Annotated in this window: 21 protein-coding genes and 1 riboswitch; of the genes, 8 read left to right on the top strand and 13 right to left on the bottom strand. The window is 62.6% G+C overall.

Annotated features, from left to right (window positions below; translation table 11 throughout):
• The first annotated feature begins 143 nt into the window (after positions 1–143).
• Complete coding sequence (locus tag CKW22_RS05690) at positions 144–761, top strand: hemolysin III family protein (protein ID WP_033701906.1); 618 nt, start codon at positions 144–146, stop codon at positions 759–761.
• Positions 762–769: 8 nt separating this feature from the next.
• On the opposite strand, the gene CKW22_RS05685 is transcribed toward CKW22_RS05690, so the two are convergent.
• The 3 genes from CKW22_RS05685 to CKW22_RS05675 form a co-directional block, all read right to left on the bottom strand.
• On the bottom strand, positions 770–1,489 hold the full coding sequence (locus CKW22_RS05685) for a 16S rRNA (uracil(1498)-N(3))-methyltransferase (protein ID WP_033701905.1): 720 nt from the start codon (positions 1,487–1,489) through the stop codon (positions 770–772).
• 170 nt (positions 1,490–1,659) lie between these two features.
• Positions 1,660–3,066 carry an adenosylmethionine--8-amino-7-oxononanoate transaminase gene (locus tag CKW22_RS05680; protein ID WP_033701904.1) on the bottom strand — a complete coding sequence of 469 codons (1,407 nt, stop codon included), beginning with the start codon at positions 3,064–3,066 and terminating at the stop codon, positions 1,660–1,662.
• A 79-nt stretch (positions 3,067–3,145) separates the two neighbouring features.
• Positions 3,146–3,637 carry a hypothetical protein gene (locus tag CKW22_RS05675; protein WP_095063890.1) on the bottom strand — a complete coding sequence of 164 codons (492 nt, stop codon included), beginning with the start codon at positions 3,635–3,637 and terminating at the stop codon, positions 3,146–3,148.
• A gap of 210 nt (positions 3,638–3,847) precedes the next feature.
• Here CKW22_RS05675 and CKW22_RS05670 point away from each other — a divergent pair, with 210 nt between their 5' ends.
• From CKW22_RS05670 to CKW22_RS05660, 3 genes are all read left to right on the top strand, one after another.
• A complete protein-coding gene (locus tag CKW22_RS05670) occupies positions 3,848–5,719 on the top strand; it encodes a flavin monoamine oxidase family protein (RefSeq protein ID WP_095063889.1) in 1,872 nt (623 codons plus the stop codon).
• 191 nt (positions 5,720–5,910) lie between these two features.
• Entirely contained in the window at positions 5,911–6,462 is a 552-nt protein-coding gene (locus CKW22_RS05665) for a cytochrome b (RefSeq protein WP_033701901.1), read from the top strand.
• A gap of 31 nt (positions 6,463–6,493) precedes the next feature.
• Positions 6,494–7,069 (top strand): YceI family protein, encoded by a 576-nt coding sequence (locus CKW22_RS05660; RefSeq protein WP_033701900.1) that lies wholly within the window; start codon positions 6,494–6,496, stop codon positions 7,067–7,069.
• A 118-nt stretch (positions 7,070–7,187) separates the two neighbouring features.
• On the opposite strand, the gene CKW22_RS05655 is transcribed toward CKW22_RS05660, so the two are convergent.
• From CKW22_RS05655 to ahcY, 5 genes are all read right to left on the bottom strand, one after another.
• Positions 7,188–9,095, bottom strand: coding sequence for a DEAD/DEAH box helicase (locus tag CKW22_RS05655; protein WP_095063888.1), 1,908 nt, complete (start codon positions 9,093–9,095; stop codon positions 7,188–7,190).
• A 218-nt stretch (positions 9,096–9,313) separates the two neighbouring features.
• Positions 9,314–10,102: an ABC transporter substrate-binding protein gene (locus CKW22_RS05650; RefSeq protein ID WP_047582247.1), complete on the bottom strand. Its 789-nt coding sequence runs from the start codon at positions 10,100–10,102 to the stop codon at positions 9,314–9,316.
• 51 nt (positions 10,103–10,153) lie between these two features.
• A complete protein-coding gene (locus tag CKW22_RS05645; protein ID WP_033701897.1) occupies positions 10,154–11,230 on the bottom strand; it encodes a hypothetical protein in 1,077 nt (358 codons plus the stop codon).
• A 93-nt stretch (positions 11,231–11,323) separates the two neighbouring features.
• Entirely contained in the window at positions 11,324–12,169 is an 846-nt protein-coding gene (gene metF / locus CKW22_RS05640; protein ID WP_033701896.1) for a methylenetetrahydrofolate reductase [NAD(P)H], read from the bottom strand.
• 168 nt (positions 12,170–12,337) lie between these two features.
• On the bottom strand, positions 12,338–13,747 hold the full coding sequence (gene ahcY, locus CKW22_RS05635; RefSeq protein ID WP_033701894.1) for an adenosylhomocysteinase: 1,410 nt from the start codon (positions 13,745–13,747) through the stop codon (positions 12,338–12,340).
• Between the two features lie 20 nt (positions 13,748–13,767).
• Positions 13,768–13,864, bottom strand: a riboswitch (S-adenosyl-L-homocysteine riboswitch).
• 179 nt (positions 13,865–14,043) lie between these two features.
• Here ahcY and CKW22_RS05630 point away from each other — a divergent pair.
• Positions 14,044–14,445, top strand: a complete 402-nt coding sequence (locus tag CKW22_RS05630) for an acyl-CoA thioesterase (protein ID WP_012312432.1) — start codon at positions 14,044–14,046, stop codon at positions 14,443–14,445.
• Between the two features lie 34 nt (positions 14,446–14,479).
• Here CKW22_RS05630 and CKW22_RS05625 read toward each other — a convergent pair whose 3' ends face one another.
• Positions 14,480–15,715: a sodium:proton antiporter gene (locus CKW22_RS05625; protein WP_033701893.1), complete on the bottom strand. Its 1,236-nt coding sequence runs from the start codon at positions 15,713–15,715 to the stop codon at positions 14,480–14,482.
• A gap of 310 nt (positions 15,716–16,025) precedes the next feature.
• Between CKW22_RS05625 and CKW22_RS05620 the strand changes: the two genes are divergently transcribed.
• Both CKW22_RS05620 and CKW22_RS05615 read left to right on the top strand, forming a co-directional pair.
• Positions 16,026–16,859 (top strand): EamA family transporter, encoded by an 834-nt coding sequence (locus CKW22_RS05620; RefSeq protein ID WP_033701892.1) that lies wholly within the window; start codon positions 16,026–16,028, stop codon positions 16,857–16,859.
• Between the two features lie 28 nt (positions 16,860–16,887).
• Entirely contained in the window at positions 16,888–17,274 is a 387-nt protein-coding gene (locus tag CKW22_RS05615; protein ID WP_033701891.1) for an MAPEG family protein, read from the top strand.
• Between the two features lie 92 nt (positions 17,275–17,366).
• Here the strand turns inward: CKW22_RS05615 and CKW22_RS05610 are convergent, their stop codons facing one another.
• Positions 17,367–18,518, bottom strand: a complete 1,152-nt coding sequence (locus tag CKW22_RS05610) for a murein transglycosylase A (RefSeq protein WP_033701889.1) — start codon at positions 18,516–18,518, stop codon at positions 17,367–17,369.
• Positions 18,519–18,637: 119 nt separating this feature from the next.
• On the opposite strand from CKW22_RS05610, the gene CKW22_RS05605 reads away from it, so the two are divergent.
• Entirely contained in the window at positions 18,638–19,084 is a 447-nt protein-coding gene (locus CKW22_RS05605) for a cytochrome c (RefSeq protein WP_033701888.1), read from the top strand.
• Between the two features lie 71 nt (positions 19,085–19,155).
• Here CKW22_RS05605 and CKW22_RS05600 read toward each other — a convergent pair whose 3' ends face one another.
• From CKW22_RS05600 to metK, 3 genes are all read right to left on the bottom strand, one after another.
• Entirely contained in the window at positions 19,156–19,548 is a 393-nt protein-coding gene (locus tag CKW22_RS05600) for a DUF1090 domain-containing protein (RefSeq protein ID WP_033701887.1), read from the bottom strand.
• A gap of 130 nt (positions 19,549–19,678) precedes the next feature.
• Complete coding sequence (ligB, locus tag CKW22_RS05595; protein WP_095063887.1) at positions 19,679–21,379, bottom strand: NAD-dependent DNA ligase LigB; 1,701 nt, start codon at positions 21,377–21,379, stop codon at positions 19,679–19,681.
• A gap of 168 nt (positions 21,380–21,547) precedes the next feature.
• Positions 21,548–22,738: a methionine adenosyltransferase gene (gene metK / locus CKW22_RS05590; RefSeq protein ID WP_033701884.1), complete on the bottom strand. Its 1,191-nt coding sequence runs from the start codon at positions 22,736–22,738 to the stop codon at positions 21,548–21,550.
• Between the last annotated feature and the right edge of the window lies 1 nt (position 22,739).

Below are 22,739 nucleotides of genomic sequence, written 5' to 3'. Positions count from 1 at the left end.
GCGTTTGATCGGGCCTCTTCGCGGGGCAAGCCCGCGCCCACAGGCACAGCATTTTGTCCAACCTGAGGGAGCGGCTTGCCCCGCGAAGAGGGACGAACGGAACACCTCAGGAACCCAGCCCGCCAAAGGAGGTCTGTGTTTGCATGTATTACGGTGAACGCTTCAACGCCTGGACCCACCTGGTCGGTGCCGTCCTGGCCTGCATAGGTGCCATCTGGCTGATCGTCGTCGCGGGCCTGCAGGGCGACCCCTGGAAGATCGTCAGTTTCTCCATCTACGGCGGCACGCTGCTGCTGCTGTACAGCATCTCCACCCTCTACCACAGCACGCGCGGGCGGGCGAAGGTGATCATGCGCAAGCTCGATCACCTGTCGATCTATCTGCTGATCGCCGGCAGCTATACGCCATTCTGCTTGGTCAGCTTGCGCGGGCCCTGGGGCTGGAGCCTGTTCGGGGTGGTGTGGGGGCTGGCGGTAATCGGCATGCTGCAGGAGATCAAGCCCCGCTCCGAGGCGCGGGTGCTGTCCATCATCATCTATGCGGTGATGGGCTGGATCGTCCTGGTGGCGGTCGACCCGCTACTGCGCAGCCTCGGCACCGCCGGCTTCGCCTGGCTGGCGGCCGGCGGCGTGTTCTACACGGTGGGCATCATCTTCTTTGCCTTCGACAGCCGTTTTCGACACTGGCACGGCATCTGGCACCTGTTCGTGATCGCCGGCAGTGTGATGCACTTCATTGCCGTGTCGTTCTACGTGCGCTAGGCGCTGGGTTAAAAGTCGCCCCACAACTGCTGTGCCACCGACAACGCCACCACTGGCGCGGTTTCGGTGCGCAGCACGCGTGGGCCGAGGCGGGCGGCGTGGAAGCCGGCGGCCTTGGCCTGGTCGACTTCGGCGTCGTTCAGGCCACCTTCGGGGCCAATCAAGAAGGCCAGGCGTGACGGCGTGGCGTGGCTGGTCAGCGGTTCGGCCACCGGGTGCAGCACCAGTTTCAGGTCGGCCTCGGTGTGCTTGACCCATTCGGCCAGTGTCACCGGCGAGTGAATCACCGGCACGCTCGACCGGCCGCACTGTTCGCACGCACTGATGGCCACCTGGCGCCAGTGGGCCAGGCGTTTGTCGGCGCGTTCGTCTTTCAGGCGGACTTCACAGCGTTCGCTGACGATCGGGGTAATTTCATTGGCGCCCAGTTCGGTGGCTTTCTGGATCGCCCAATCCATCCGTTCGCCACGGGACAAGCCCTGGCCGAGGTGGATGTGCAGCGGCGATTCGGCCTGGCCGGCAAGGGTCTGGTCCAGTGCTACGCGCACGGTTTTCTTGCCGACTTCGAGCAACTGGCCGCGAAACTCCTGGCCGCTGCCGTCGAACAGTTGCACGGCATCGCCCGGGGCCATGCGCAGCACGCGGCCGATGTAATGGGCCTGGGCCTCGGGCAAGTCATGCTCGCCAAGGCTCAGGGGGGCGTCGATGAAGAAGCGGGACAGTCTCATGGTTAAGCTCAGGAAGTGAAGAAGTCATCGACCCTTGTAGGAGCGGCCTTGCGTCGCGAAAGGGGCGCGCAGCGGCCCCAGGTTCTGTGGCGCAACAAATATCGCCGGGGCCGCTGCGCGCCCCTTTCGCGACGCAAGGCCGCTCCTACCAGGGAATGCGTGGTGTTGGGTTAGCCCGGGTCGCGGAAATCGGGGTGGAAGTTGGCCGGCACCGCCACGCTGACGCTGTCTCGCGTGGCGATGTCGATGCCTTCACTGGCCACCTCGGCAAGGAAGTCGATCTGCTCGGGCGTGATCACGTACGGCGGCAGGAAGTACACCACGCTGCCCAGCGGGCGCAGCAAGGCGCCACGGGTCAGGGCGTGCTCGAAGACCTTCAAGCCACGGCGTTCCTGCCAGGGGTAGGCGACCTTGCCAGCTTTGTCCTGGACCATCTCGATGGCCAGGGCCATGCCGGTCTGGCGGATCTCGGCCACATGCGGGTGATCGGCCAGGTGCGCGGTGGCCGTGGCCATGCGTGCGGCCAGGGGCTTGTTGGCCTCGATCACGTTGTCCTGCGCGAAAATATCCAGCGTCGCCAGCGCGGCGGCGCACGCCAGCGGGTTGCCGGTGTAGCTGTGCGAGTGGAGGAACGCGCGCAGCGTCGGGTAGTCGTCGTAGAAGGCCTGGTACACGGTGTCGGTGGTCAGGCACGCCGCCAGCGGCAGGTAACCCCCGGTCAGTGCCTTGGACAGGCACAGGAAATCTGGACGGATACCCGCCTGTTCGCAGGCGAACATCGTCCCGGTGCGGCCAAAGCCCACGGCGATTTCGTCGTGGATCAAGTGCACGCCGTAGCGGTCACAGGCTTCGCGCAGCAGCTTGAGGTAGATCGGGTGGTACATGCGCATGCCGCCCGCGCCTTGGATCAGCGGCTCGATGATGACCGCGCTGATGCTGGCGTGGTGTTCGGCCAGGGTCTGCTCCATGGCCTGGAACAGGTTGCGCGAGTGTTCTTCCCAGCTCATGCCGTCGGGGCGCAGGTAGCAATCCGGGCTGGGCACCTTGATGGTATCGAGCAGCAGCGCCTTGTAGGTTTCGGTAAACAGCGGCACGTCGCCCACTGACATCGCGGCAATGGTTTCGCCGTGGTAGCTGTTGGTGAGGGTGACAAAGCGTTTCTTCTCGGGTTTGCCGATGTTCTGCCAGTAATGGAAGCTCATCTTCAGCGCGACTTCGATGCAGGACGAGCCGTTGTCGGCGTAGAACACCCGGTCCAGCCCCGCCGGGGTCATGGCGACCAGGCGTTCGGACAGCTCGATTACCGGCTGGTGGCTGAAGCCGGCCAGGATCACGTGTTCCAGCTGGTCGACCTGGTCCTTGATGCGCTGGTTGATGCGCGGGTTGGCATGGCCAAACACGTTGACCCACCAACTGCTCACGGCGTCCAGGTAGCGTTTGCCTTCGAAGTCTTCCAGCCACACGCCTTCACCGCGCTTGATCGGGATCAGCGGCAACTGCTCGTGGTCTTTCATCTGGGTGCAGGGGTGCCACAGGACCTTAAGGTCACGTTGCATCCACTGATCGTTGAGGCCCATGGGTACTTCTCCTGGCTGCACTGCTGGCTTGGACCGCGTAAGCCTAAGCAAAGCTGCCGGGCAGGACAACCGCTGCTCATCAATGACGCTGGGTGCCGGTCCATTCGAGCTTGCGAATATGTACGGTGCCGGCCTGCGAGGTGGAAATGGTCAGACGCCGGAAAGGCCCGTCGATGACCTGGTGATAGGGTTGTGTGGAGATGGGGCCGGGCATCAGGTCAGTAAAACCGCTGCCTTCGATCGTGATCCAGTAGAAGTTGCGTGGCGCGGGAGCAGCCAGGTCGTAATCGTGGCCTTCGGCATCGAACAGCATGTGCAGGTCGTCACAAAGGAAGTCGCTGACCACGTAGTACTCCAGTCGCAAGCATTCGACCTCTTGGGCGAAGGTGATATCCACATCGCTGTTTTCGCCAATTACCAGTTCCGTGCCATCGTCGCCCCTGAACGCTTCGTGAAAGCCCGTCCAGGATGTGCTGTTGGCGCGAATACTGAGGCCAGATGCCATGCACAAGGTTTGTTTGTGCCAGAGAAATTGCCGTGCGACGTGAGTGAAACACTCCTCGAAGATCATCTGCAGGCCCTCCTGGCGGGCGCTTGGCCATTCGCGTCAGCATTACCTGCCGTGGTGCGAGCTGGCTACTGACAAAAATGTCAGTTGCCAAAAGGACTTGATGTCGCTGTGGTGGCAGGGTTGGCAGACCTGACGTATTCTTAACGCATCTGTCTCGGGGCATTTCTGCCTCCCTTTTTTTCTGAAACGTCTGACTCGGAGTTCGCCAACATGGCTGCTGCTTGGGTGCGCCTGTGCGCGTTGGTATTGATCGGTGTGTCCAGCGGCGCCGCGCTGGCGAAGGACAAAACGCCCACGGCCATCGTCGTGGGTGGCGGCCTGGCGGGCCTTACCGCAGCCTACGAGCTGCAGAGCAAGGGCTGGCAGGTGACGCTGCTGGAAGCCAAGTCGGGCATGGGCGGCCGCTCGGGCCTGGCGACCAGCGAGTGGATCGGCAATGCCAAGGCGCAGCCGGTGCTCAACCAGTACCTCGACCGTTTCAAGCTTGAAACACTGCCTGCGCCGGAGTTCGTGCGCACGCCGGGTTACCTGATCGACGGTGAATACTTCAGTGCCACCGACCTGGCCACCAAGCAGCCCGCCACCGCCGAGGCGCTCAAGCGCTATGAGAAAACCCTCGATGACCTGGCCCGGTCGATCGACGACCCGCTGAACCCCCAGGCGACCAGCACATTGTTCGCGCTCGACCAGATCAACGTTTCCACCTGGCTCGACAAGCTGCAACTGCCAGCCACCGCGCGTCAGCTGGTCAACCAGCAGATCCGTAGCCGCTACGATGAGCCGTCACGCCTGTCGCTGCTGTACTTCGCCCAGCAGAATCGCGTGTATCGGGGTGTCAGTGACCGTGACCTGCGCGCCGCGCGCCTGCCCGGTGGCAGCCCGGTACTGGCTCAGGCTTTTGTCAAACAGCTGAAGACTATCAAGACCAGCTCGCCGGTCACCGCCATCGTCCAGGACAAGGACGGCGTCACGGTCAAGGTGGGCAGCGTGGGCTACCAGGCCGATTACCTGGTCATGGCTGTGCCCCTGCGCGCCCTGGCCAAGATCCAGATGACCCCGGGCCTGGACAACCAGCACCTGGCGGCGATCAAGGGCACCAACTATGGCTGGCGCGACCAGCTGATGCTCAAGTTCAAGAAGCCGGTGTGGGAAAGCCGGGCGCGCATGTCTGGCGAAATCTTCAGCAACGCCGGCCTGGGCATGCTGTGGATCGAACCGGCACTCAAAGGCGGCGCCAACGTGGTGATCAACCTGTCCGGCGACAACGCCCGCCTGTTGCAGGCGTTCGGTGACAAGCAGATGGTCGACCAGGTGCTGATCCGCCTGCACGCGTTTTATCCACAGGCCCGGGGCTCGTTCACCGGCTACGAGGTCAAGCGCTACAGCACCGACGCCGGTATGGGCGGCGCCTACCTGGCCTATGGCCCGGGGCAGATCAGCAAGTACTGGCGCCTGTGGGAGCGCCCGGTGCAGCGCATCACCTTTGCCGGCGAGCATACCGACGCCCTCTACCCTGGCACCCTGGAAGGCGCTCTGCGCAGCGGCCAACGTGCGGCCAGCCAGGCACAGGACCTGTTGGCCGGCAAGTCATTCGACCCCGCCAAGGCTGTGCCGGTTGCGGCCGCAGCCGCAGCAGGTGCTGCTGCGGCCAAGGACAAGGGCGGGTTCTTCTCGAACATGTTCGGTGGCGGGTCCGGCAAGACCGACAAGTCTGAAAAAGCCCCCGCCAAGGCCGAGCCGCTGAAAGATGAGGCCAAGCAGGACAAGCCAGGGTTCTTCTCGCGCCTGTTTGGCGGGGCTGACAAGCCCGAGGTGAAAGCCGAGCCGCTTGCCAAGGCCGACGAAGTGGCACCGGCGCCTGCTGCGCCAACCCCCGTTGCACCGGCAGTTGAGGCCAAGCAAGAGGCGGCCAAGCCTGCTGCCGCCAAGCCCGCCGCAACCCAGGTAACCCCTGCCAAGCATGCGCCAGCACACAAGCCGGCGGCAAAACAGGCGCACAAGCCTGTCGAGGCTAAAAAGGCCACGGCAAAATCGGCGCCGGCCAAGAAGCCAGTGGCCGATACCCAGGCCAAGGCAGGCTGACCTCCTCCCAGTGCCGGCTTAAGGGCCGGCACTGGCGGCCCGCGTTAATCCAACTATCGTTAATGTTTCCTTAATGGGAAGCTTACACAATACATATCGGATTTCTCGATAATCCGAAGCAATTTTTTCCGCTTTTATTCGATACGTTACGCGTTAGTCTGTGCACAGCTTTCACGGGGAAACACGCCAACATGCAACTGCGCAATTCACCTTCTCGCTACGGCGTGGTCAGCATCATCCTGCACTGGGGTGTAGCGCTGGCAGTCTTCGGCCTATTCGGCCTGGGGCTGTGGATGGTCGGTCTGGACTACTACGACCCTTGGCGCAAAGCCGGCCCGGACTTGCACAAAAGCATCGGCCTGATGCTGCTGGGTGTGATGCTGCTGCGTCTGATCTGGCGTTTCATCAGCCCGCCACCGCCGGCGCCGGCCAACCACGGGGCACTCACCCGCGTGGCCGCCAAACTGGGCCATCTGGCACTGTACGTGGGGCTGTTCGCGGTGATGATCGCCGGTTACCTGATCTCCACCGCCGACGGCGTCGGTATTCCGGTATTCGGTCTGTTCGAAGTACCGGCACTGGTCAGCGACCTGCCCGATCAGGCGGACCTGGCTGGTGTGATTCATCTTTGGCTGGCCTGGGGCCTGGTGATTTTTGCCGTGCTTCATGGCCTGGCCGCATTGAAACACCATTTCATCGACCGTGACGCGACCCTGACCCGTATGCTGGGCCGCAAAGCTTGACTCTCAACCTCAATTGCAAGGAATAGAAAGGATGTTGAAAAAGACTTTTGCCGCTCTGGCGCTCGGTACTGCACTGTTCTCCGCTGGCGCCATGGCCGCCGAGTACAAGATCGACAAGGAAGGCCAGCACGCGTTCGTCGACTGGAAGATCAGCCACCTGGGCTACAGCTTCATCCACGGTACTTTCAAGGACTTCGACGGCAACTTCACTTGGGACAGCGCCAAGCCTGAAGCGAGCAAGATCAGCGTCGACGTGAAGACTGCCAGCCTGTGGTCCAACCACGCCGAGCGTGACAAGCACATCGCCAGCAAAGACTTCCTCGATGTGGGCAAGTTTGCAGACGCCAAGTTTGTTTCCACTGCCGTCAAATCGACCGGTGACAAGACCGCTGACGTGACCGGTGACCTGACCCTGCACGGCGTGACCAAGCCGGTCACCTTCAAAGCCACCTTCAACGGTGAAGGCAAGGACCCATGGGGTGGCGAGCGTGCTGGCTTCAACGCCACCACGACGCTGAACCTGAATGACTTTGGCATCAAGGGGCCAGGCGCGACTTCGCAGACCGTGGACCTGGATATCAGCCTTGAAGGCGTGAAGCAGAAGTAATGTGTTGTAGCTGAAAAAGCTGGGGCCGCTGTGCGGCCCTTTCGCGACACGAGGCCGCTCCTACACAGAGCGGCCTTTTGCCGTGAAAGGGCCGCGCAGCGGCCCCAGCTTTTTACGATCAGCGGTTGCGAGTCAGCAGCGCCGGGCGCTCGCCACGTGGGCGGCTTGGCAGATCGTCCAGTTGCTCAGGCGTCGGGTAACGGTCGAGCTTGGATTCCTTGCGGATGATCACCGGCTGGTTCTGCGGCTCACGCGAGCTGCGTACTGCAGGTTCCTGACGGGCAGCATCATCGCGAGCCGGGCGACCGCGGCCACCGCCACCGCCACCGCCACCGCCATCACGGCGTGCACCGCCACCGTTGTTGTTGCGCGGCGGGCGCTTCTCGCCGCTGGTGCTGCGTGGCTGGGCGCCATTGCGAGCTTGGCCACCGCCACCACCGTTGCTGCGCTGGGCAGCACCTTGGCTTTGGCCTGCGCCAGTACCAGCGCCACCACCACCACCAGGACGACGGTTACGCCCCTGGTTCTTGCCCTGGTACGGGCTGACGTAGTCGGCGCGGTTGCCGAAGTTGTCGACTTCGTCATCCAGGAACTCATCCGGCGCACGGTCAGATGGCGCTTTGGGTGTGCTGTTCTGGCTGGCTTGCTGCTGGCGTGGCTTGTTGTCACGCGGCTTGCGCTGCTGCGGCTTGTCGCCGGACCTTTCCTTCTCGGCAGGCTTGTCGGCAGCGGGCTGCTTGGCCTTGCCTTTATCCTTGCCTTTGTCCTTGCGGCCACCGTTGGCGTCTTTGCCGCCTTCGCCGCGTGGCTGGTTGCGACCGCCACGGCCGGTGTTCTGCGGGCGTTCGCGTACTTCAGGCTTCTCGGCTTCCACCTGGCTTGCATCAAAGCCCATCAGGTCGCCATCGGCAATCTTCTGCTTGGTGACCCGCTCGATGCTCTTGAGCAGCTTCTCTTCGTCTGGCGAGACCAGGGAAATAGCCTCACCCGAACGGCCTGCACGGCCAGTACGGCCGATACGGTGCACGTAATCTTCTTCGACATTGGGCAGCTCGAAGTTGACCACGTGGGGCAACTGATCAATGTCCAGGCCGCGGGCGGCGATGTCGGTGGCAACCAGCACCCGTACGGCATTGGCCTTGAAGTCGGCCAGGGCTTTGGTGCGAGCGTTCTGGCTCTTGTTGCCGTGGATGGCGGCGGCGGTCAGGCCGTGCTTTTCCAGGTACTCGGCCAGGCGGTTGGCGCCGTGCTTGGTACGGGTGAACACCAATACCTGTTCCCAGGCACCCAGGGTGATCAGGTGTGCCAGCAGTGCACGCTTGTGGCTGGCGGGCAGGCGGTAGATGCGCTGCTCGATGCGTTCGACCGTGGTGTTGGGCGGCGTGACTTCGATGCGCTCCGGGTTGTGCAGGAGCTTGTCGGCCAGGTCGGTGATGTCTTTGGAGAAGGTGGCCGAGAACAGCAGGTTCTGGCGCTTGGTCGGCAGTCGGGCGAGGACCTTCTTGACGTCGTGGATGAAGCCCATGTCGAGCATGCGGTCGGCTTCATCGAGGACCAAAATTTCTACATGGGACAGGTCAACCTTGCCTTGACCGGCCAGGTCGAGCAGGCGACCAGGGCACGCCACCAGGACGTCGACACCTTTGGCGATGGCCTGGATCTGCGGGTTCATGCCGACACCGCCGAAGATGCAGGCGCTGACCAGTGGCAGGTCACGAGCATAGACCTTGAAGCTGTCATGCACCTGGGCCGCCAGTTCGCGGGTCGGGGTCAGGACCAATACGCGGGGCTGGCGTGGGCCATGGCGCTGCGACTTGTCGGGGTGGCCACCGGGGAACAGGCGCTCGAGGATCGGCAAGGCAAAACCGCCGGTTTTACCAGTACCTGTCTGTGCGGCGACCATCAGATCGCGGCCTTGCAACACGGCGGGAACAGCCCGCTGTTGCACCGGAGTCGGCTGGGTATAGCCCGCAGCCTCGATAGCGCGGACAAGAGCCTCGGAGAGACCGAGGGAAGCAAAGGACATGGGCGATCCTGTTCTCGTGTGGGCTGGGCCCGTTGGGATGTTCTGCCTGGCGCGACGGGCATCGGTGAGATGCGATCGCGTCCGGTCCAGCTTGGCTTTCACTGCACATCCAGGAAGCGGAGGGCTGACGCGGTAGGGCGTCGATGCCGATCGGGATGCCTGTTGCTAGGCCGAGCGTCCGGGCGTAAGCCTGGCGGGAAGGCCCGAGTATAACAGAGCTATCGCGGCGTGCTGCTTTCCTGCTGCTCAACGGCGTTGAGAATGTTTCCGATGTCGCCTGTGTAACGGTTGTTGATGGCGGCATAGGCGGGTTCTTGCTTGAAGCGCTGCAATTCTTCAGCGAACGCCTGGGCCAATGCTTCGCGCCCAGGTTTACGGGTCAGCCCCAGGTACTGCGTCTGTCGGCTGATCAGCAGCGGCAGTTCTTCGACCTGCTGTTCCAGGCCCAGTTGACGCATCAGGTAGCGGCCAACCCTGCGGTCGGTAATCAGCAGATCGATACGGCCAAGCATCAACTTGCCGAAGTTGGCTTCATGGGTGGGGGCTGCTTCGCGTCGGAAACGGGGCGAGTCGTTGAAGGCCGAGCCGTAGATATAGCCGGGCGATGTGCCTACGCTGAGGCCAGCGAGGTCATTCAGGCCGGTCACTGCGTGCCGACGGCTGCGGGCCTGAAACAGCACGAACTCGACATCCGACATGGGCTCCGACGGGTAGATCAGAAAAGGCCTGCGCGCGTCGATCTGAAAGATATCGACAATACCGTCCGCCAGCCCTTGCTCGATCATCGCCAGGCAGCGCTTCCAGGGCAGAAATTGCCATTCCACCTCTACACCCAAGCGCTTGAAGACCTGGGTGGTGACCTCGTAATCGATACCTCGGGGCTGGCCTTTCTGCTGGTAGACATATGGCGCCCAGTCGTCGGACACCAGGCGCAAGCGTTCGGCCAGGGCCAACGGGCTCAGGCAGGCGAGCAGCAGGATCCAGAAGAGGCGGATGATGGCGGACATGGGCCGCAGATTACGCGCTCGGCCTGCTCAAGGCCAGTAAGAGGAGGCTGTTCAGGCCTGCGCCGAGCTTAACAGGTGCGCTTCGATATCCTTGCGCCGCGCCCCCAGCGACAGGCGCAAGCCCGGGTGGCGCAGACACTGGCGCAACTGCTCGGGCTCGATGCGGCCGTGGCGCGCATTGAAGTTTTCCAAGGCTTTGTCCCACCAGGCCGATGCACAGGCGCGGTCGAATTCATTGGGGTAGGGGTAGCTGCCGTAAAGCAATTCGCGGGCAAACTGCCGCTCGTTTCGGGGCAGGGTCAGGCTCAGTGCCTTGTAGCCCAAACGGTGCAGGGTTGGCGGCCGTGGCAGTTGATCGTTGACCCGTGCGACATCGGCCAGCGCCGCCTCGCAAAGCGGCGCATCGCCGTGCTTGCGTAGCCAGGCCTGGATCTTGGCGCGAAACTGGGCTTTGCGGCTCCAGTAGTGGTGAATGACGTCGGTGCATTCGGCCACCTTCAGCCTGCGGTAGGCCGCCACCGCCAGGCAGAACTCCTCCAGGGTGTAAGCCTCGCGGGCCAGTGGGTAGAACTCGTCCATCATGGCGATGGAGTGGTCCAGGGTCGGCGCGTCTTCGGCGCTGAGCCCGATCACGCCAGAGTTGATCAGCGGCATCTGGCAATCGGCCAGGCCTCGGCTCTGGAGAACGGCCAGCAGGTTCTTGTACAGCAGGCACTTCTGGTTGGCGCCGTAGCGGCCACCGATGGCGTTGCACAGCAGTTGGCCGGGCTTGACGCGCTCGAACAGGCGCATCGGCGATTGCCGGAAGAAGGTGTCGGTATCGATCAGTATGGCCAGTGGGTGCTGCTCGAGTACCTGGCGGAGCAGCACGTGCTTGCTGCGAAAGTGATAACCGTGGGGCGCATTCCACGCTGTGCGCGTGGCTTCGTCGAGCAGATGCACCGTGACTGGCAGCTTGGCATACGGCGCTGGGTTGTCGGTGTAGACCTGGATGTCCAGGGCCTCGTCTGCCGACCGGCCCAGGTGGGCAAGGGCACTGACGATGCTGAAGCAGGCTTCCTGATGGTAGGTGGCCGGGCCGAAAGCCAGGTAGACGAGCTGAGGGCGCGATGGCTGGGGATGCTGCATGTCAGGCAAGACCTGTTTAACCCGAAAATAAATAAGGCCTTAGTCTATGACCAAAGCCTTAATCATTTCTTAAGCAGATATTGCCAAGAAGTTTCAGCGAGGCAGCTTCAGGTTGTTCCAGATCGCGAGGCTCGCTTCGGCTTGGTTCAACGTATAGAAGTGCAGGCCCGGTGCGCCGCCTTGCAGCAGCTGTTCGCACATGCGGGTGATCACTTCTTCGCCGAATGCCTGGATACTGGCGGTGTCGTCGGCATAGGCTTCCAGTTGCTTGCGGATCCAGCGCGGGATCTCGGCGCCACAGGCGTCGGAGAAGCGTGCCAGCTTGCTGTAGTTGGTGATCGGCATGATGCCGGGCACCACCGGGATCTCGACGCCCAGTTTCTGCGCACGCTCGACAAAGTAGAAATAGCTGTCGGCGTTGAAGAAATACTGGGTGATGGCGCTGTCGGCACCGGCTTTGACCTTGTGCACGAAGTTGGCAAGGTCGATCTCGAAGTTGCGCGCCTGCGGGTGCATCTCGGGGTAGGCGGCCACTTCCAGGTGGAAGTGATCACCGGTTTCCTGGCGGATGAACTCGACCAGGTCGCTGGCATAGCGCAGCTCGCCGCTGGCCATGCCCATGCCCGAGGGCAGGTCGCCGCGCAGGGCGACGATACGCTTGATGCCCGCTGCCTTATATTCGGCCAGCAGGCTGCGCAGCTCTTCTTTGCTATCGCCAACGCACGACAGGTGCGGCGCTGCAGGTACCTTCACTTCACTTTCCAGCTGCAGCACTGTGTTCAGCGTGCGGTCGCGAGTAGAGCCGCCGGCACCGTAGGTGCAGGAGAAGAAGTCCGGGTTGTAGGTGGCCAGCTGGCGGGCAACGCCCATCAGCTTTTCGTGACCGGCATCGGTCTTGGTCGGGAAGAATTCGAAGCTGTAGCGGCGTTCTTGTGACATCACTCTTTCCTCAAGCAGCAAGCTGCTAGCGGCAAGCTGCAAGTAAAAGCCAGATCGGTGATGGCCGATCTGGCTTGGCATCGTTCAAGATCGTTAGTGCATGAACCACAAGCGACAGCGGCACGGGGCGCCTTTTCTTGCCGCTTGCAGCTTCAAGCTTGCCGCTTATCAGTAGCGGTAGGCGTGCGGCTTGAACGGGCCTTCGACAGTCACACCGATGTATTCGGCTTGCTGCGCGGTCAGTTTGGTGACGACGCCGCCGAAGCCGCGGACCATTTCCAGGGCCACTTCTTCGTCGAGTTTCTTGGGCAGCACTTCAACGGTCAGGCGCTCGGCTTTCTTCTCGGCCGACAGGTCGGCGTACTTCTGCTCGAACAGGAAGATCTGGGCCAGCACCTGGTTGGCGAACGAACCGTCCATGATGCGGCTTGGGTGACCGGTGGCGTTACCCAGGTTCACCAGGCGGCCTTCGGCCAGCAGGATCAGGTAGTCGTCGTTTTGCGGGTCGAAATCGCCAGCGCCGGTACGGTGAATCTTGTGTACCTGCGGCTTGACCTCTTCCCAGGCCCAGTGCTTGCGCATGAAGGCGGTGTCGATCTCGTTGTCGAAGTGGCCGATGTTGCACACCACGGCGCGCTTTTTCAGGGCCTTGAGCATGTTGGCGTCGCAGACGTTGACGTTACCGGTGGTGGTGACGATCAGGTCGATCTTGCCCAGCAGGGCCTTGTCGATGCTGGCTTCGCTGCCATCGTTGATGCCGTCGATGAACGGCGAGACCAGCTCGAAGCCGTCCATGCATGCCTGCATGGCGCAGATCGGGTCGACTTCGGTGACCTTGACGATCATGCCTTCCTGACGCAGGGACTGGGCCGAGCCCTTGCCCACGTCACCGTAGCCGATCACCAGGGCTTGCTTGCCCGACAGCAGGTGGTCGGTGCCGCGCTTGATGGCGTCGTTCAAGCTGTGACGGCAGCCGTACTTGTTGTCGTTCTTGCTCTTGGTGACCGAGTCGTTGACGTTGATCGCCGGGACTTTCAGTTCGCCCTTGGCCAGCATGTCCAGCAGGCGGTGCACGCCGGTGGTGGTTTCTTCTGTCACACCGTGGACGCGGTCCAGCACGGCCGGGTATTTCTTGTGCAGCAGCTCGGTCAGGTCGCCGCCGTCGTCGAGGATCATGTTGGCGTCCCATGGCTGGCCATCCTTGAGGATGGTCTGCTCCAGGCACCACTCGTACTCTTCCTCGGTTTCACCTTTCCAGGCGAACACAGGGATACCGGCGGCGGCGATGGAGGCAGCGGCCTGGTCCTGGGTGGAGAAGATGTTGCAGGACGACCAGCGCACCTCGGCACCCAGGGCAACCAGGGTTTCGATCAGCACGGCGGTCTGAATGGTCATGTGGATGCAGCCCAGGATCTTCGCGCCCTTGAGCGGTTGCTCGGCGAGATACTTACGGCGCAGGCCCATCAGTGCAGGCATTTCCGATTCGGCGATGATGGTTTCGCGACGGCCCCAGGCGGCCAGGGAGATGTCAGCGACTTTGAAATCGGTAAAACCAGCAGGCGTGTTTACAGCGCTCATGAGAGCCTCCATTCGTAGTGTGCGAATGGGCGCCGTTGTGCGTTGAGCGTCCGCAGAAGCGGACAACGCCCCATCCGAGCCTGACAGGCCTAGCCTGCTGCAGCGCCCCTCGGACAGGTGGCGGGCATGGCCCCGCGGCGGGTGGCCATGTAAAACGGCACAGATTATAGCCGTGACCGGGACCTTCGCCCAAGGTTTTCTGTCGATTAATCGAGACGATAGTCGATGTTCAATGGAGCGGTGACGGCGGCTCTGCCATCATGAGTACACGTTAGCCAAGCAGGTCAGGAGTACAGATGAACTTTCACACCCGCAAATGGGTAAAACCCGAAGACCTCAACCCCAATGGCACCCTGTTCGGTGGCAGCCTGTTGCGCTGGATCGACGAGGAGGCGGCCATCTACGCCATCGTTCAGCTGGGCAACCAGCGTGTGGTGACCAAGTACATGTCGGAGATCAACTTCGTCAGTGCATCGCGCCAGGGCGACATCATCGAGCTGGGTATTACCGCAACCGAGTTTGGCCGTACCTCGATCACCCTCAAGTGCGAGGTGCGTAACAAGATCACCCGCAAGAGCATCCTGACGGTCGACAAGATGGTCTTCGTCAACTTGGGTGAAGATGGCCAGCCAGCGGCGCATGGGCGGACCGAGATCAAGTACGTGCAGGACCAGTTCCCGGATTCTGCGGTGGAGTGAAAACCCGGGGGCCGCAAAGCGGCCCCGTGGTTTTTCAGGGTTGGGCGCTGACCTTGCGCACCACGCGGCCAATGCTCAGCCCCTGCACCAGGATCGACGACAGCACCACGATATAGGTGATCGACAGCAGCAGGTCACGCTCTTCGCCCAGCGGCAGCGACAGCGCCAGGGCCACCGAAACCCCACCGCGCAAACCACCCCAGGTCAGCACCCGCACAGTGCCTTTGGGGACCGGGCGCCAGCGCCGCAGCAGCACGATTGCCGGGGCCACGGTCAACAGCCGCGACAGCAGTACCGCCAACGCCAGCACGCTACCGGCCGCCAGGTGCATCCAGTTGAACGGCAGCAGCAGAAGCTCCAGGCCGATCAGCGCGAACAGCAAGGCGTTGAGCATGTCATCGATCAACTCCCAGAAACCGTCCATGTAGCGACGGGTCATATCGTTCATCGCCAGGTTGCGCCCCATGTTGCCGATGATCAGGCCGGCCACCACCATGGCGATCGGCGCCGAGACGTGCAGCTCGTAGCACATCGCCGAGCCACCGATGACCAGTGCCAGGGTCAGCATGACCTCGACTTGGTACTGTTCGATGCTCTTGATCATGCGGTAGGTGGCGTAGCCGATCAGGCCGCCGAATACCACGCCGCCAATGGCCTCACGGGCGAACAGCACCGCCGTGTCGTAGGCACTGGGGGTTTCGCCCAGCTGGATGATGCCCAGCAGCACGGTGAACACCACGACTGCGGTGCCATCGTTGAACAGCGATTCGCCGACGATGGTGGTTTTCAGTGGCTTGGATGCATTGGCGGTACGCAATGCGCCGAGCACGGCAATCGGGTCGGTGGGCGAAATCAGCGCGCCGAACAGCAGGCAATAGATCAGCGGCACCTGCCAGCCGAACATCGCGAACACCCAATGCGACAGGTAGCCGATGACCACGGTTGCGATCAGCACGCCGATAGTGGCCAGCAGGCCGATCGGCCAGCGATAGCTGCGCAGGTCCGAGAGGTTGACGTGCAAGGCGCCGGCAAACAGCAGGAACGCCAGCATCCAGTGCATCAGCAAATCGTTGAAGTCGATCTGGTTCATCAGGCCTTCGACGCGTTCTTCCAGGCCAGGGAAGCCGATCAGGCTCAGGCCCTGCAGCATCAGGGAGAACAATAACGCGGTGACCATCACGCCAATGGCGGGTGGCAGGCCGATGAAGCGGTAGTTGACGTAGGTGAGGAGGGTGGTGAGGCAGATAAACGCGGCAACTAATTCAAGCATCCCGAATCCTGTAACAGTGGCTTCCAAGTCGTACCCGAATGGCTCGGGCAGTTCTTTGATGACCTGGCGAGGGGTTCGGGACACACGATTTGACCGGAATTGTTGGAATCGTTCCGGATGTGTTGGGTTTAGGGCGTATTGGGGCTGTCAGGTGCATGCCTTTAGGGCTTTTTGCGCCTGGGAGATCGAGCGCCGCCCGCGCGGCACTCGATGTCAAAGCGCTGAAGCACTTTCGCCATGCAAATGCCAGACTGCGCCCTTCTGAAGGCGATATATTCAGGCCTCAATAACGTCACAAGGACCTCACGGCGTGTTGGCAACTTCCCTGGTACTGGTCGCCGCCTTGCTGCATGCGACCTGGAACACCCTGATCAAATTCAGCGGCGAGCGCCTGTTGGTGATCGCCAGCATGGACACCGTCGCACTGGCCTTCGCAGTGCTCGCCGTCGCCTTCGTCGAGGTGCCCCCCGCTGAAATCTGGCCCTGGCTGATCGCCTCGGCGCTGGCTGAGCAGCTGTACCGTTTCCTGCTGATCCAGGCCTATCGGGTCGGTGACCTGGGGCTGGTCTATCCTCTGATGCGTGGCTTGTCGCCGTTGGTGGTGCTGGGGCTGACCCTGGCGTTTGCCGGGGAGTCACTGAGCCAGCAGCAGATCATCGGCATCCTGCTCATCCCTTGCGGCATGGCATGCCTGCTCTGGCAGGGGGGAGGGGGTGATCGCCTGCCGTGGTCGATGTTGCCGGTAGTGGCGCTGATTGGCCTGTGCATCGGTTGCTACACCTGGTTCGATGGGCAGGCGGTGCGGCTGTGGGGCAAGCCGTGGGACTACCTGGTATGGCTGACCTTGCTCAGCGCCTGGCCCTTCCCGCTGCTGGCCAGTGTGGCGCGGCGGGCACCCTTCGTGCTGTTCTGGCGAACCCAATGGCGGCTGGGGTTGGCCGTAGGGTTTTGCGTGTTGTTCAGTTATGCCCTGGTGCTGTGGGCCATGCACTTGGGGTCGGTGGCTGAAGCGGCAGCGTTGCGAGAGTTGAGCGTAATTCTGGTGGTGCTGTTTGGCATGCGCTACCTCAAAGAACCTTTTGGCGGGCCAAGACTCCTAGCTTGCGGGCTGGTGCTGGCAGGCATGCTGGTAATGAAGCTCTAACCCGATTATTGAACAAGGAGTCCTGTCCATGACCGTTGCCCTGTGGTGCATCCTGATCGCGCTGGCACTGCCGCCGCTTTGTGCGTTGATCGCCAAGGTGAGCAGTGGCCGTTTCGGCCTCAAGGACAATCACGACCCGCGCGCCTTCCTCGATACGCTATCGGGCCTGCCGCGCCGTGCCCACGCCGCGCAGCAGAACAGCTACGAGGCGTTTCCGGCATTTGCGGCGGCCGTGCTGGTGGCCGATATCGTCGGCAATGCCGAACAAGTGACGCAGGACGTGCTGGGCGTGATGTACATCACCAGTCGGCTGCTCTACATCATCTGCTACCTGGCGGACTGGGCGGCGTTGCGCTCGCTGGTGTGGTTTGCCGGGTTGGCGCTGATCGTGTCGTTCTTCGTCGTTTCGGCCTGAATCGTCGCTCTTTTCGCGGGTAAACCCGCCCCCACAGGGGCCATTGCGATCCCTGTGGGGGCGGTTTTATCCGCGAAGCATTCAGCACCGTATCAAAGGACTTTCGGCACTTCAGGCAGCGGTTTGCCTTTGGGCCACAACATCCAGATCTGCCCCTGCTGCTTCATGTTACCGGCCAGCTCGCCTGCCTCAGGCCCGGTGCCCCAGAACAGGTCCGCACGCACTTCGCCAGCAATGGCTCCGCCCGTATCCTGAGCGCCTACCGGCCGCACCACCGGCGTACCGTCCGGGCGCGTGGTCGACAACCAGAGCAGGCTGCCCAGCGGAATCACCTTGCGGTCGATTGCCACACTGTACCCGGCCGTCAATGGCACATTGAGCGAGCCGCGCGGGCCTTCGTTGCTGTCGGGGCGGGTGCTGAAAAACACGTAGCTGGGGTTGCTGGCGAGCAATTCCGGTACTCGCTGTGGGTTGGCCTGGGCCCAGGCGTGAATGGCGCCCATGCTCACCTCTTCCTTCTTCAATTGGCCCTGCTCCACCAGCCAGCGGCCTATCGGCCGATAGGGGTGGCCGTTCTGGTCGGCGTAGCCCAGGCGCAGTTGGCGGCCATCTTCCAGTTGTACCCGGCCCGAACCCTGGATCTGCAGGAACTGCAGGTCCATCGGGTCGGTCAGCCAGGCCAGCACCGGTGCCTTGACGCCCTCACGGTTGATCACCTCGGCGGTGTCGTAAGGCTTGAGCACGCGGCCGTCCAGGCGCCCACGCAAGCGCTTGCCCTTGAGCTCTGGGTACACGCTGGCCAAGTCGACCACGATCATGTCGTCGGGCACGCCGTAAACTGCGACGTGGTTGGCCTCGGTAGGCTTCAGGCTGCCGGGGTAGACCGGCTCGTAGTAACCGGTGATCAGGCCGTTGGCATTGTTTTCGGCCGAGCGCAGGCCATAGACCTGCAGGTTCTGCTGCAGGAAAGCGCGTATCTGCAGGGCATCGTCGGGCACGCTGGCAGCGGCCTCGCAGGTGGCGGCCCAGACTGTGTCGCGCTTGAGCTTCTCGCAACCATTACGCCACGCGTGGAAGCCGGCAACCAGGTCGGCGTCGCTGACGCTGGGCAGGTCCTGCCAGGTGGCGTTGGCATAGGTGGCAATGGCATGGGGCTCTGGCTTGGCGCTTTCGCCGCCGTTGCAGCCGGCCAGCAGGGCCAGCGCCGGGAGTGTCCAGGCCAGGTGGCGCAGGGCAGATTTCATGTGGGGCTTCCTGTCATGGGCGAAGATGAATATTCGCCCCTGTTTTTTATGTGGCTATTGGTGTTTGGCCCCTGGGCAGCGATACTGGCTGCCCATTTTCGTAGGCCGTAGTGACCGTGATGTTCAAGCGATTGACCGTTGTTCTGCTCGCAGCCCTGGCCCTGAATGCCTGTGACCGTGTTGACCCGAATTCGCCGTTGGGCAAGCGTAAGGTGATCTTCAAGGACATGCTCAAGGCCAGCGAAGACCTGGGCGGCATGTTGCGCGGTCGTTTGCCCTTCGACGGGGTGAAGTTTGCCGAGGGGGCCGTGAAGCTCGACACCCTGTCGCAGCAGCCGTGGCAGCACTTCCCGCAGGTGCGCGATGGCGGCGACAGCAGTGCACGAGCAGAGGTGTGGGAGCGTCAGGCGCGTTTCCATGACCTTGCCCGGCAACTGGAGGGCGTGACTGGCGAGCTGGTCGATGCGACTCGGGGCCAGCCGCTGGACGCTGCGCAATTGAAAGGGCCGATGGACAAGGTCGAGGCAGCATGCAAGGCCTGTCATACCGAGTTTCGCAATCATTGAGGGTAAATGCCCTGGCTCCATCACCGGGAAACCGCTGATGGAGCCAGGGCAGGCAGCATAAGCAGGGCCTGTCAGCGGTCCAGTTCGTCCACTGCTTCCTGCAGTTCCTTCCTGGACTCTGCGAGCTTGTCTTTACGCTTGTTTATCTTTTCGGCGTCGCCTTTTTTCTCGGCTTTCTTCAGGTCTTTTTCGCGCTGTGCGACTTCATGACGTGCATCGAGCACTTTTTGTTCGCGCTCTTTGCGCAGGCTATTATCGGTGCAGTTTTTTACGCCTTCCAATGCCTGCTCGAGCCCCGCGACCTGGTCGCTGTTGCCATGTTCACGGGCAATCTTCAGCTGGTTTTCGATGGCGCTGCGTTTGGCGTCGCAGCCGGTCAGGCCGGCATCCGGCTGGGCGGCCTGCACGGCGCCAGCGGTCAGACCAAGGGTTGCGAGCAGGAAAAGAGTCGAAATACGTTTCATGAAAAGCCTCCTGAACGGGGCGGGCAGAAAAGTTGGGGGAAATCCTGCCTTGGTTTTGCCTATTTAGAAACCCTTGTTGGTTTTTTCTGGTCGATATTCAGACTTTCCTTACATGGATTTTGGTAATAATTCATTGCGCGGGGGCTTTGTCGCTGAATTGGAATGCGTTGACGCCGGCCTCGTTCAACCGCACTGCGATGGCTCGAACCTCGTTGGCCATGAAAAACGCCTCAAGCTGATGCGCGCGTACGGCGCCGATACCCGGCAATGCTCGCCAGTCACCGGCAGTACGCAAGGATAGCTGGGCCCACTCACCTTCCAGTTGCATGCCGCCGGGGGCGGGTACGCCAAGCGCCCGCAGCCATCGGGCCAAGGGTTGTGACCGCGCGCCCTCGAAGCTGTTCACCAGCTGTGCGGCCGTCGCTTCGCTGATACCTGGCACCTCACTCAGGCGCTGGGCATCGAGGTGCAGCCAGTCTGTCGTCGAGGTAACCAACCCCGCATCGACCAGGCGCCGCCACGTACCCGGCCCGGTGCGTGGCATGGCCAGCCCCTGCTTGCCACTGAGCCATGTGAGCCGTGCGATGAACTGCTCGTTGCAGCCATCGCCTGCGTGCCAGCAACTGTGCGGGTGATAGCGCCCTGGCGGCGGCACCTCCACCGGCTGGCGCACGGCCGCGCGATGCACCACGCGCTCGAAACGCGGGATGGTCAGCCCTGCCAGGCTGATTGCCACCTGGTCACCCGGAGCAATGTCGAGGTGCTGCCAGCGGGCCAGTGACCCCAGGCTTACCTGGGTGATCAGCCGGTCGTCCAGTTTGACCGGTTGAAGCTGCAGCACCGGTGTGATCCTCCCGGTGCGGCCGACCCGCAAGCTAACTTCGCGCACGTCTGCCAGGGCTTGGGCGTAAGGGTGTTTCCAGGCTGCGAGCCAGTAAGGGGCCTTGGCCTGCCAGCGCTCGGCGGGCGGCCGCGTACCCTGGCGCAGAATCACGCCATCGGTGGCGAAGGGCAGGGGTGAGCGGTACCAGTGCTGGCGCCAGTGCGCGGCTTGGGTGGCGGAGTCGATCGCGATGCTGTAGCGCTGGCTGTCGGGGAAGCCCAGTTGCGCCAGTTGCGAGACCCGTTCGGCCTGGCTAACGGGGCCTTGTGGCCAGTCCCAGACGAACAGGCCGATGCCGGCCCCTTGTTCCACGCTGAACTGCTTGCGGGCGAGCAGCCCGGCCACGGTCCCGCGCGCATTGGCGCTGCCAGCCTGGGCTTGGATATGTGCGTCCAGGCGCAGGTACAGCTCACCTTGCAGCACCAGGTCGCGCGCTTGGGGCAGCTGCCGCGTGATGGCGCCGAGCCGAGGGATATGGCGACTCCAGTCGTGCCCTTGCACCCCATCACCGCGGCTCAGCAACTGCACCAGCTGCCCCTGCCGATAGCGAGCGGAGACCGCCACGCCATCGACCTTGGGCTGTATCCACAGGCCCGTCTTGCCAGCCATCCAGCGGCCAACGGCCTGCTCGTCGGCGAGCTTGTCGACGCCGGTATGCGGGATGGGGTGGGGAACCGGGCCACGTGCCGTCGCCAGGGGGGCAAGTCCTGCCAGCAGGCCGAAACATTGCTGCAAGTGGTGCAGGCGTTGTCGGCTTTGGTCATACAGCTCATCTGCCACCAGCGCGATGCCCTGGCGGTGGTAGTGGTCATCCCATTGGGCAAGTGTGTCGCGCAGGTGGGCAACTTCGGTTTCGGCTTGTTGCATGGGCCAGTCGGGGCATGAGGCGGCCTTTGCCAGCGAGGCCTGCAGTGAGAGCAGCAGTGCAAATAGCAGTATGAACGACATGGCCAGCATCCTTGCATGGCGGGAGGAGCCTTCAGCCTAGGCAGGTAGCGCGCTGGTTGCTGTGAGCAGTTGTCAGTCGATATGTCACAACGCTCACGGCGAAAACCTGAAAAGCAAAAGCCCCTGCCGATCGCTCGGCAGGGGCTTTCGTTTACCGCTGTAGGAAAATTACAGCCCGGCAGCGTCACGCAGCGACTGGGCGCGGTCGGTGCGCTCCCAGGTGAAGGTGGTGAAGGTGTCGTCGCCGACAGTCTTCTGCTGTGGCGTGCGGCCGAAGTGGCCGTAGGCAGCGGTTTCCTGGTACATCGGGTGCAGCAGGTCGAGCATCTTGGTGATGGCGTACGGGCGCAGGTCGAAGCACTCGCGCACCAGCTGTACGATCTTCTCGTCCGAGACCTTGCCGGTACCGAAGGTGTTGATCGAGATGGACGTCGGCTGGGCCACGCCGATGGCGTAGGACACCTGGATCTCGCAGCGCTCGGCCAGGCCGGCAGCAACGATGTTCTTGGCCACGTAGCGGCCGGCATAGGCGGCCGAACGGTCGACCTTGGACGGGTCCTTGCCGGAGAACGCGCCACCACCGTGACGGGCCATGCCGCCGTAGGAGTCGACGATGATCTTGCGGCCAGTCAGGCCGCAGTCACCCACCGGGCCACCGATGATGAAGTTGCCGGTCGGGTTGATGTGGTACTGGGTGCCCTTGTGCAGCAGCTCGGCCGGCAGGGTGTGCTTGACGATCAGCTCCATCACCGCTTCCTGCAGGTCTTTTTGCGACACCTCAGGGTTGTGCTGGGTGGACAGGACGACGGCATCGATACCGACCACCTTGCCGTTTTCGTAGCGGCAGGTGACCTGCGACTTGGCGTCCGGGCGCAGCCACGGCAGCAGCTTGGACTTGCGCGCTTCGGCCTGGCGCTCGACCAGGCGGTGCGAGAAGCAGATCGGCGCCGGCATCAGCACGTCGGTTTCGTTGCTGGCGTAGCCGAACATCAGGCCCTGGTCGCCAGCGCCCTGGTCTTCCGGCTTGGAGCGGTCGACGCCTTGGGCGATGTCTACCGACTGCTTGCCGATGATGTTCATCACGGCGCAGGTGGCGCCGTCGAAGCCGACGTCGGAGCTGTTGTAGCCGATGTCGATGATGACCTTGCGTACCAGCTCTTCGAGGTCGACCCAGGCGGAAGTGGACACTTCGCCGGCGATGATGGCGACACCGGTCTTGACCAGGGTTTCGCAGGCTACGCGGGCGTATTTGTCCTGAGCGATGATGGCATCAAGGACAGCGTCCGAAATCTGGTCGGCGATCTTGTCCGGATGCCCTTCGGACACGGACTCGGAGGTGAAAAGGGAGTATTCGCTCATC

The organism is Pseudomonas sp. Irchel s3f19 (assembly GCF_900187555.1).
Taxonomy (GTDB): Bacteria; Pseudomonadota; Gammaproteobacteria; order Pseudomonadales; family Pseudomonadaceae; genus Aquipseudomonas; species Aquipseudomonas capeferrum.
Note: the sequence above shows the minus strand (reverse complement) of the source record. Positions and strands in the feature narration are given on the sequence as shown.

Bases quoted from the DNA above. Each gene is read 5' to 3' on its own strand.
- CKW22_RS05690 (WP_033701906.1), top strand. From the start codon at position 144: ATGTATTACGGTGAACGCTTCAACGCCTGGACCCACCTGGTCGGTGCC.
- CKW22_RS05685 (WP_033701905.1), bottom strand. From the start codon at position 1,489: ATGAGACTGTCCCGCTTCTTCATCGACGCCCCCCTGAGCCTTGGCGAG.
- CKW22_RS05680 (WP_033701904.1), bottom strand. From the start codon at position 3,066: ATGGGCCTCAACGATCAGTGGATGCAACGTGACCTTAAGGTCCTGTGG.
- CKW22_RS05675 (WP_095063890.1), bottom strand. From the start codon at position 3,637: ATGATCTTCGAGGAGTGTTTCACTCACGTCGCACGGCAATTTCTCTGG.
- CKW22_RS05670 (WP_095063889.1), top strand. From the start codon at position 3,848: ATGGCTGCTGCTTGGGTGCGCCTGTGCGCGTTGGTATTGATCGGTGTG.
- CKW22_RS05665 (WP_033701901.1), top strand. From the start codon at position 5,911: ATGCAACTGCGCAATTCACCTTCTCGCTACGGCGTGGTCAGCATCATC.
- CKW22_RS05660 (WP_033701900.1), top strand. From the start codon at position 6,494: ATGTTGAAAAAGACTTTTGCCGCTCTGGCGCTCGGTACTGCACTGTTC.
- CKW22_RS05655 (WP_095063888.1), bottom strand. From the start codon at position 9,095: ATGTCCTTTGCTTCCCTCGGTCTCTCCGAGGCTCTTGTCCGCGCTATC.
- CKW22_RS05650 (WP_047582247.1), bottom strand. From the start codon at position 10,102: ATGTCCGCCATCATCCGCCTCTTCTGGATCCTGCTGCTCGCCTGCCTG.
- CKW22_RS05645 (WP_033701897.1), bottom strand. From the start codon at position 11,230: ATGCAGCATCCCCAGCCATCGCGCCCTCAGCTCGTCTACCTGGCTTTC.
- metF (WP_033701896.1), bottom strand. From the start codon at position 12,169: ATGTCACAAGAACGCCGCTACAGCTTCGAATTCTTCCCGACCAAGACC.
- ahcY (WP_033701894.1), bottom strand. From the start codon at position 13,747: ATGAGCGCTGTAAACACGCCTGCTGGTTTTACCGATTTCAAAGTCGCT.
- CKW22_RS05630 (WP_012312432.1), top strand. From the start codon at position 14,044: ATGAACTTTCACACCCGCAAATGGGTAAAACCCGAAGACCTCAACCCC.
- CKW22_RS05625 (WP_033701893.1), bottom strand. From the start codon at position 15,715: ATGCTTGAATTAGTTGCCGCGTTTATCTGCCTCACCACCCTCCTCACC.
- CKW22_RS05615 (WP_033701891.1), top strand. From the start codon at position 16,888: ATGACCGTTGCCCTGTGGTGCATCCTGATCGCGCTGGCACTGCCGCCG.
- CKW22_RS05610 (WP_033701889.1), bottom strand. From the start codon at position 18,518: ATGAAATCTGCCCTGCGCCACCTGGCCTGGACACTCCCGGCGCTGGCC.
- CKW22_RS05605 (WP_033701888.1), top strand. From the start codon at position 18,638: ATGTTCAAGCGATTGACCGTTGTTCTGCTCGCAGCCCTGGCCCTGAAT.
- CKW22_RS05600 (WP_033701887.1), bottom strand. From the start codon at position 19,548: ATGAAACGTATTTCGACTCTTTTCCTGCTCGCAACCCTTGGTCTGACC.
- ligB (WP_095063887.1), bottom strand. From the start codon at position 21,379: ATGTCGTTCATACTGCTATTTGCACTGCTGCTCTCACTGCAGGCCTCG.
- metK (WP_033701884.1), bottom strand. From the start codon at position 22,738: ATGAGCGAATACTCCCTTTTCACCTCCGAGTCCGTGTCCGAAGGGCAT.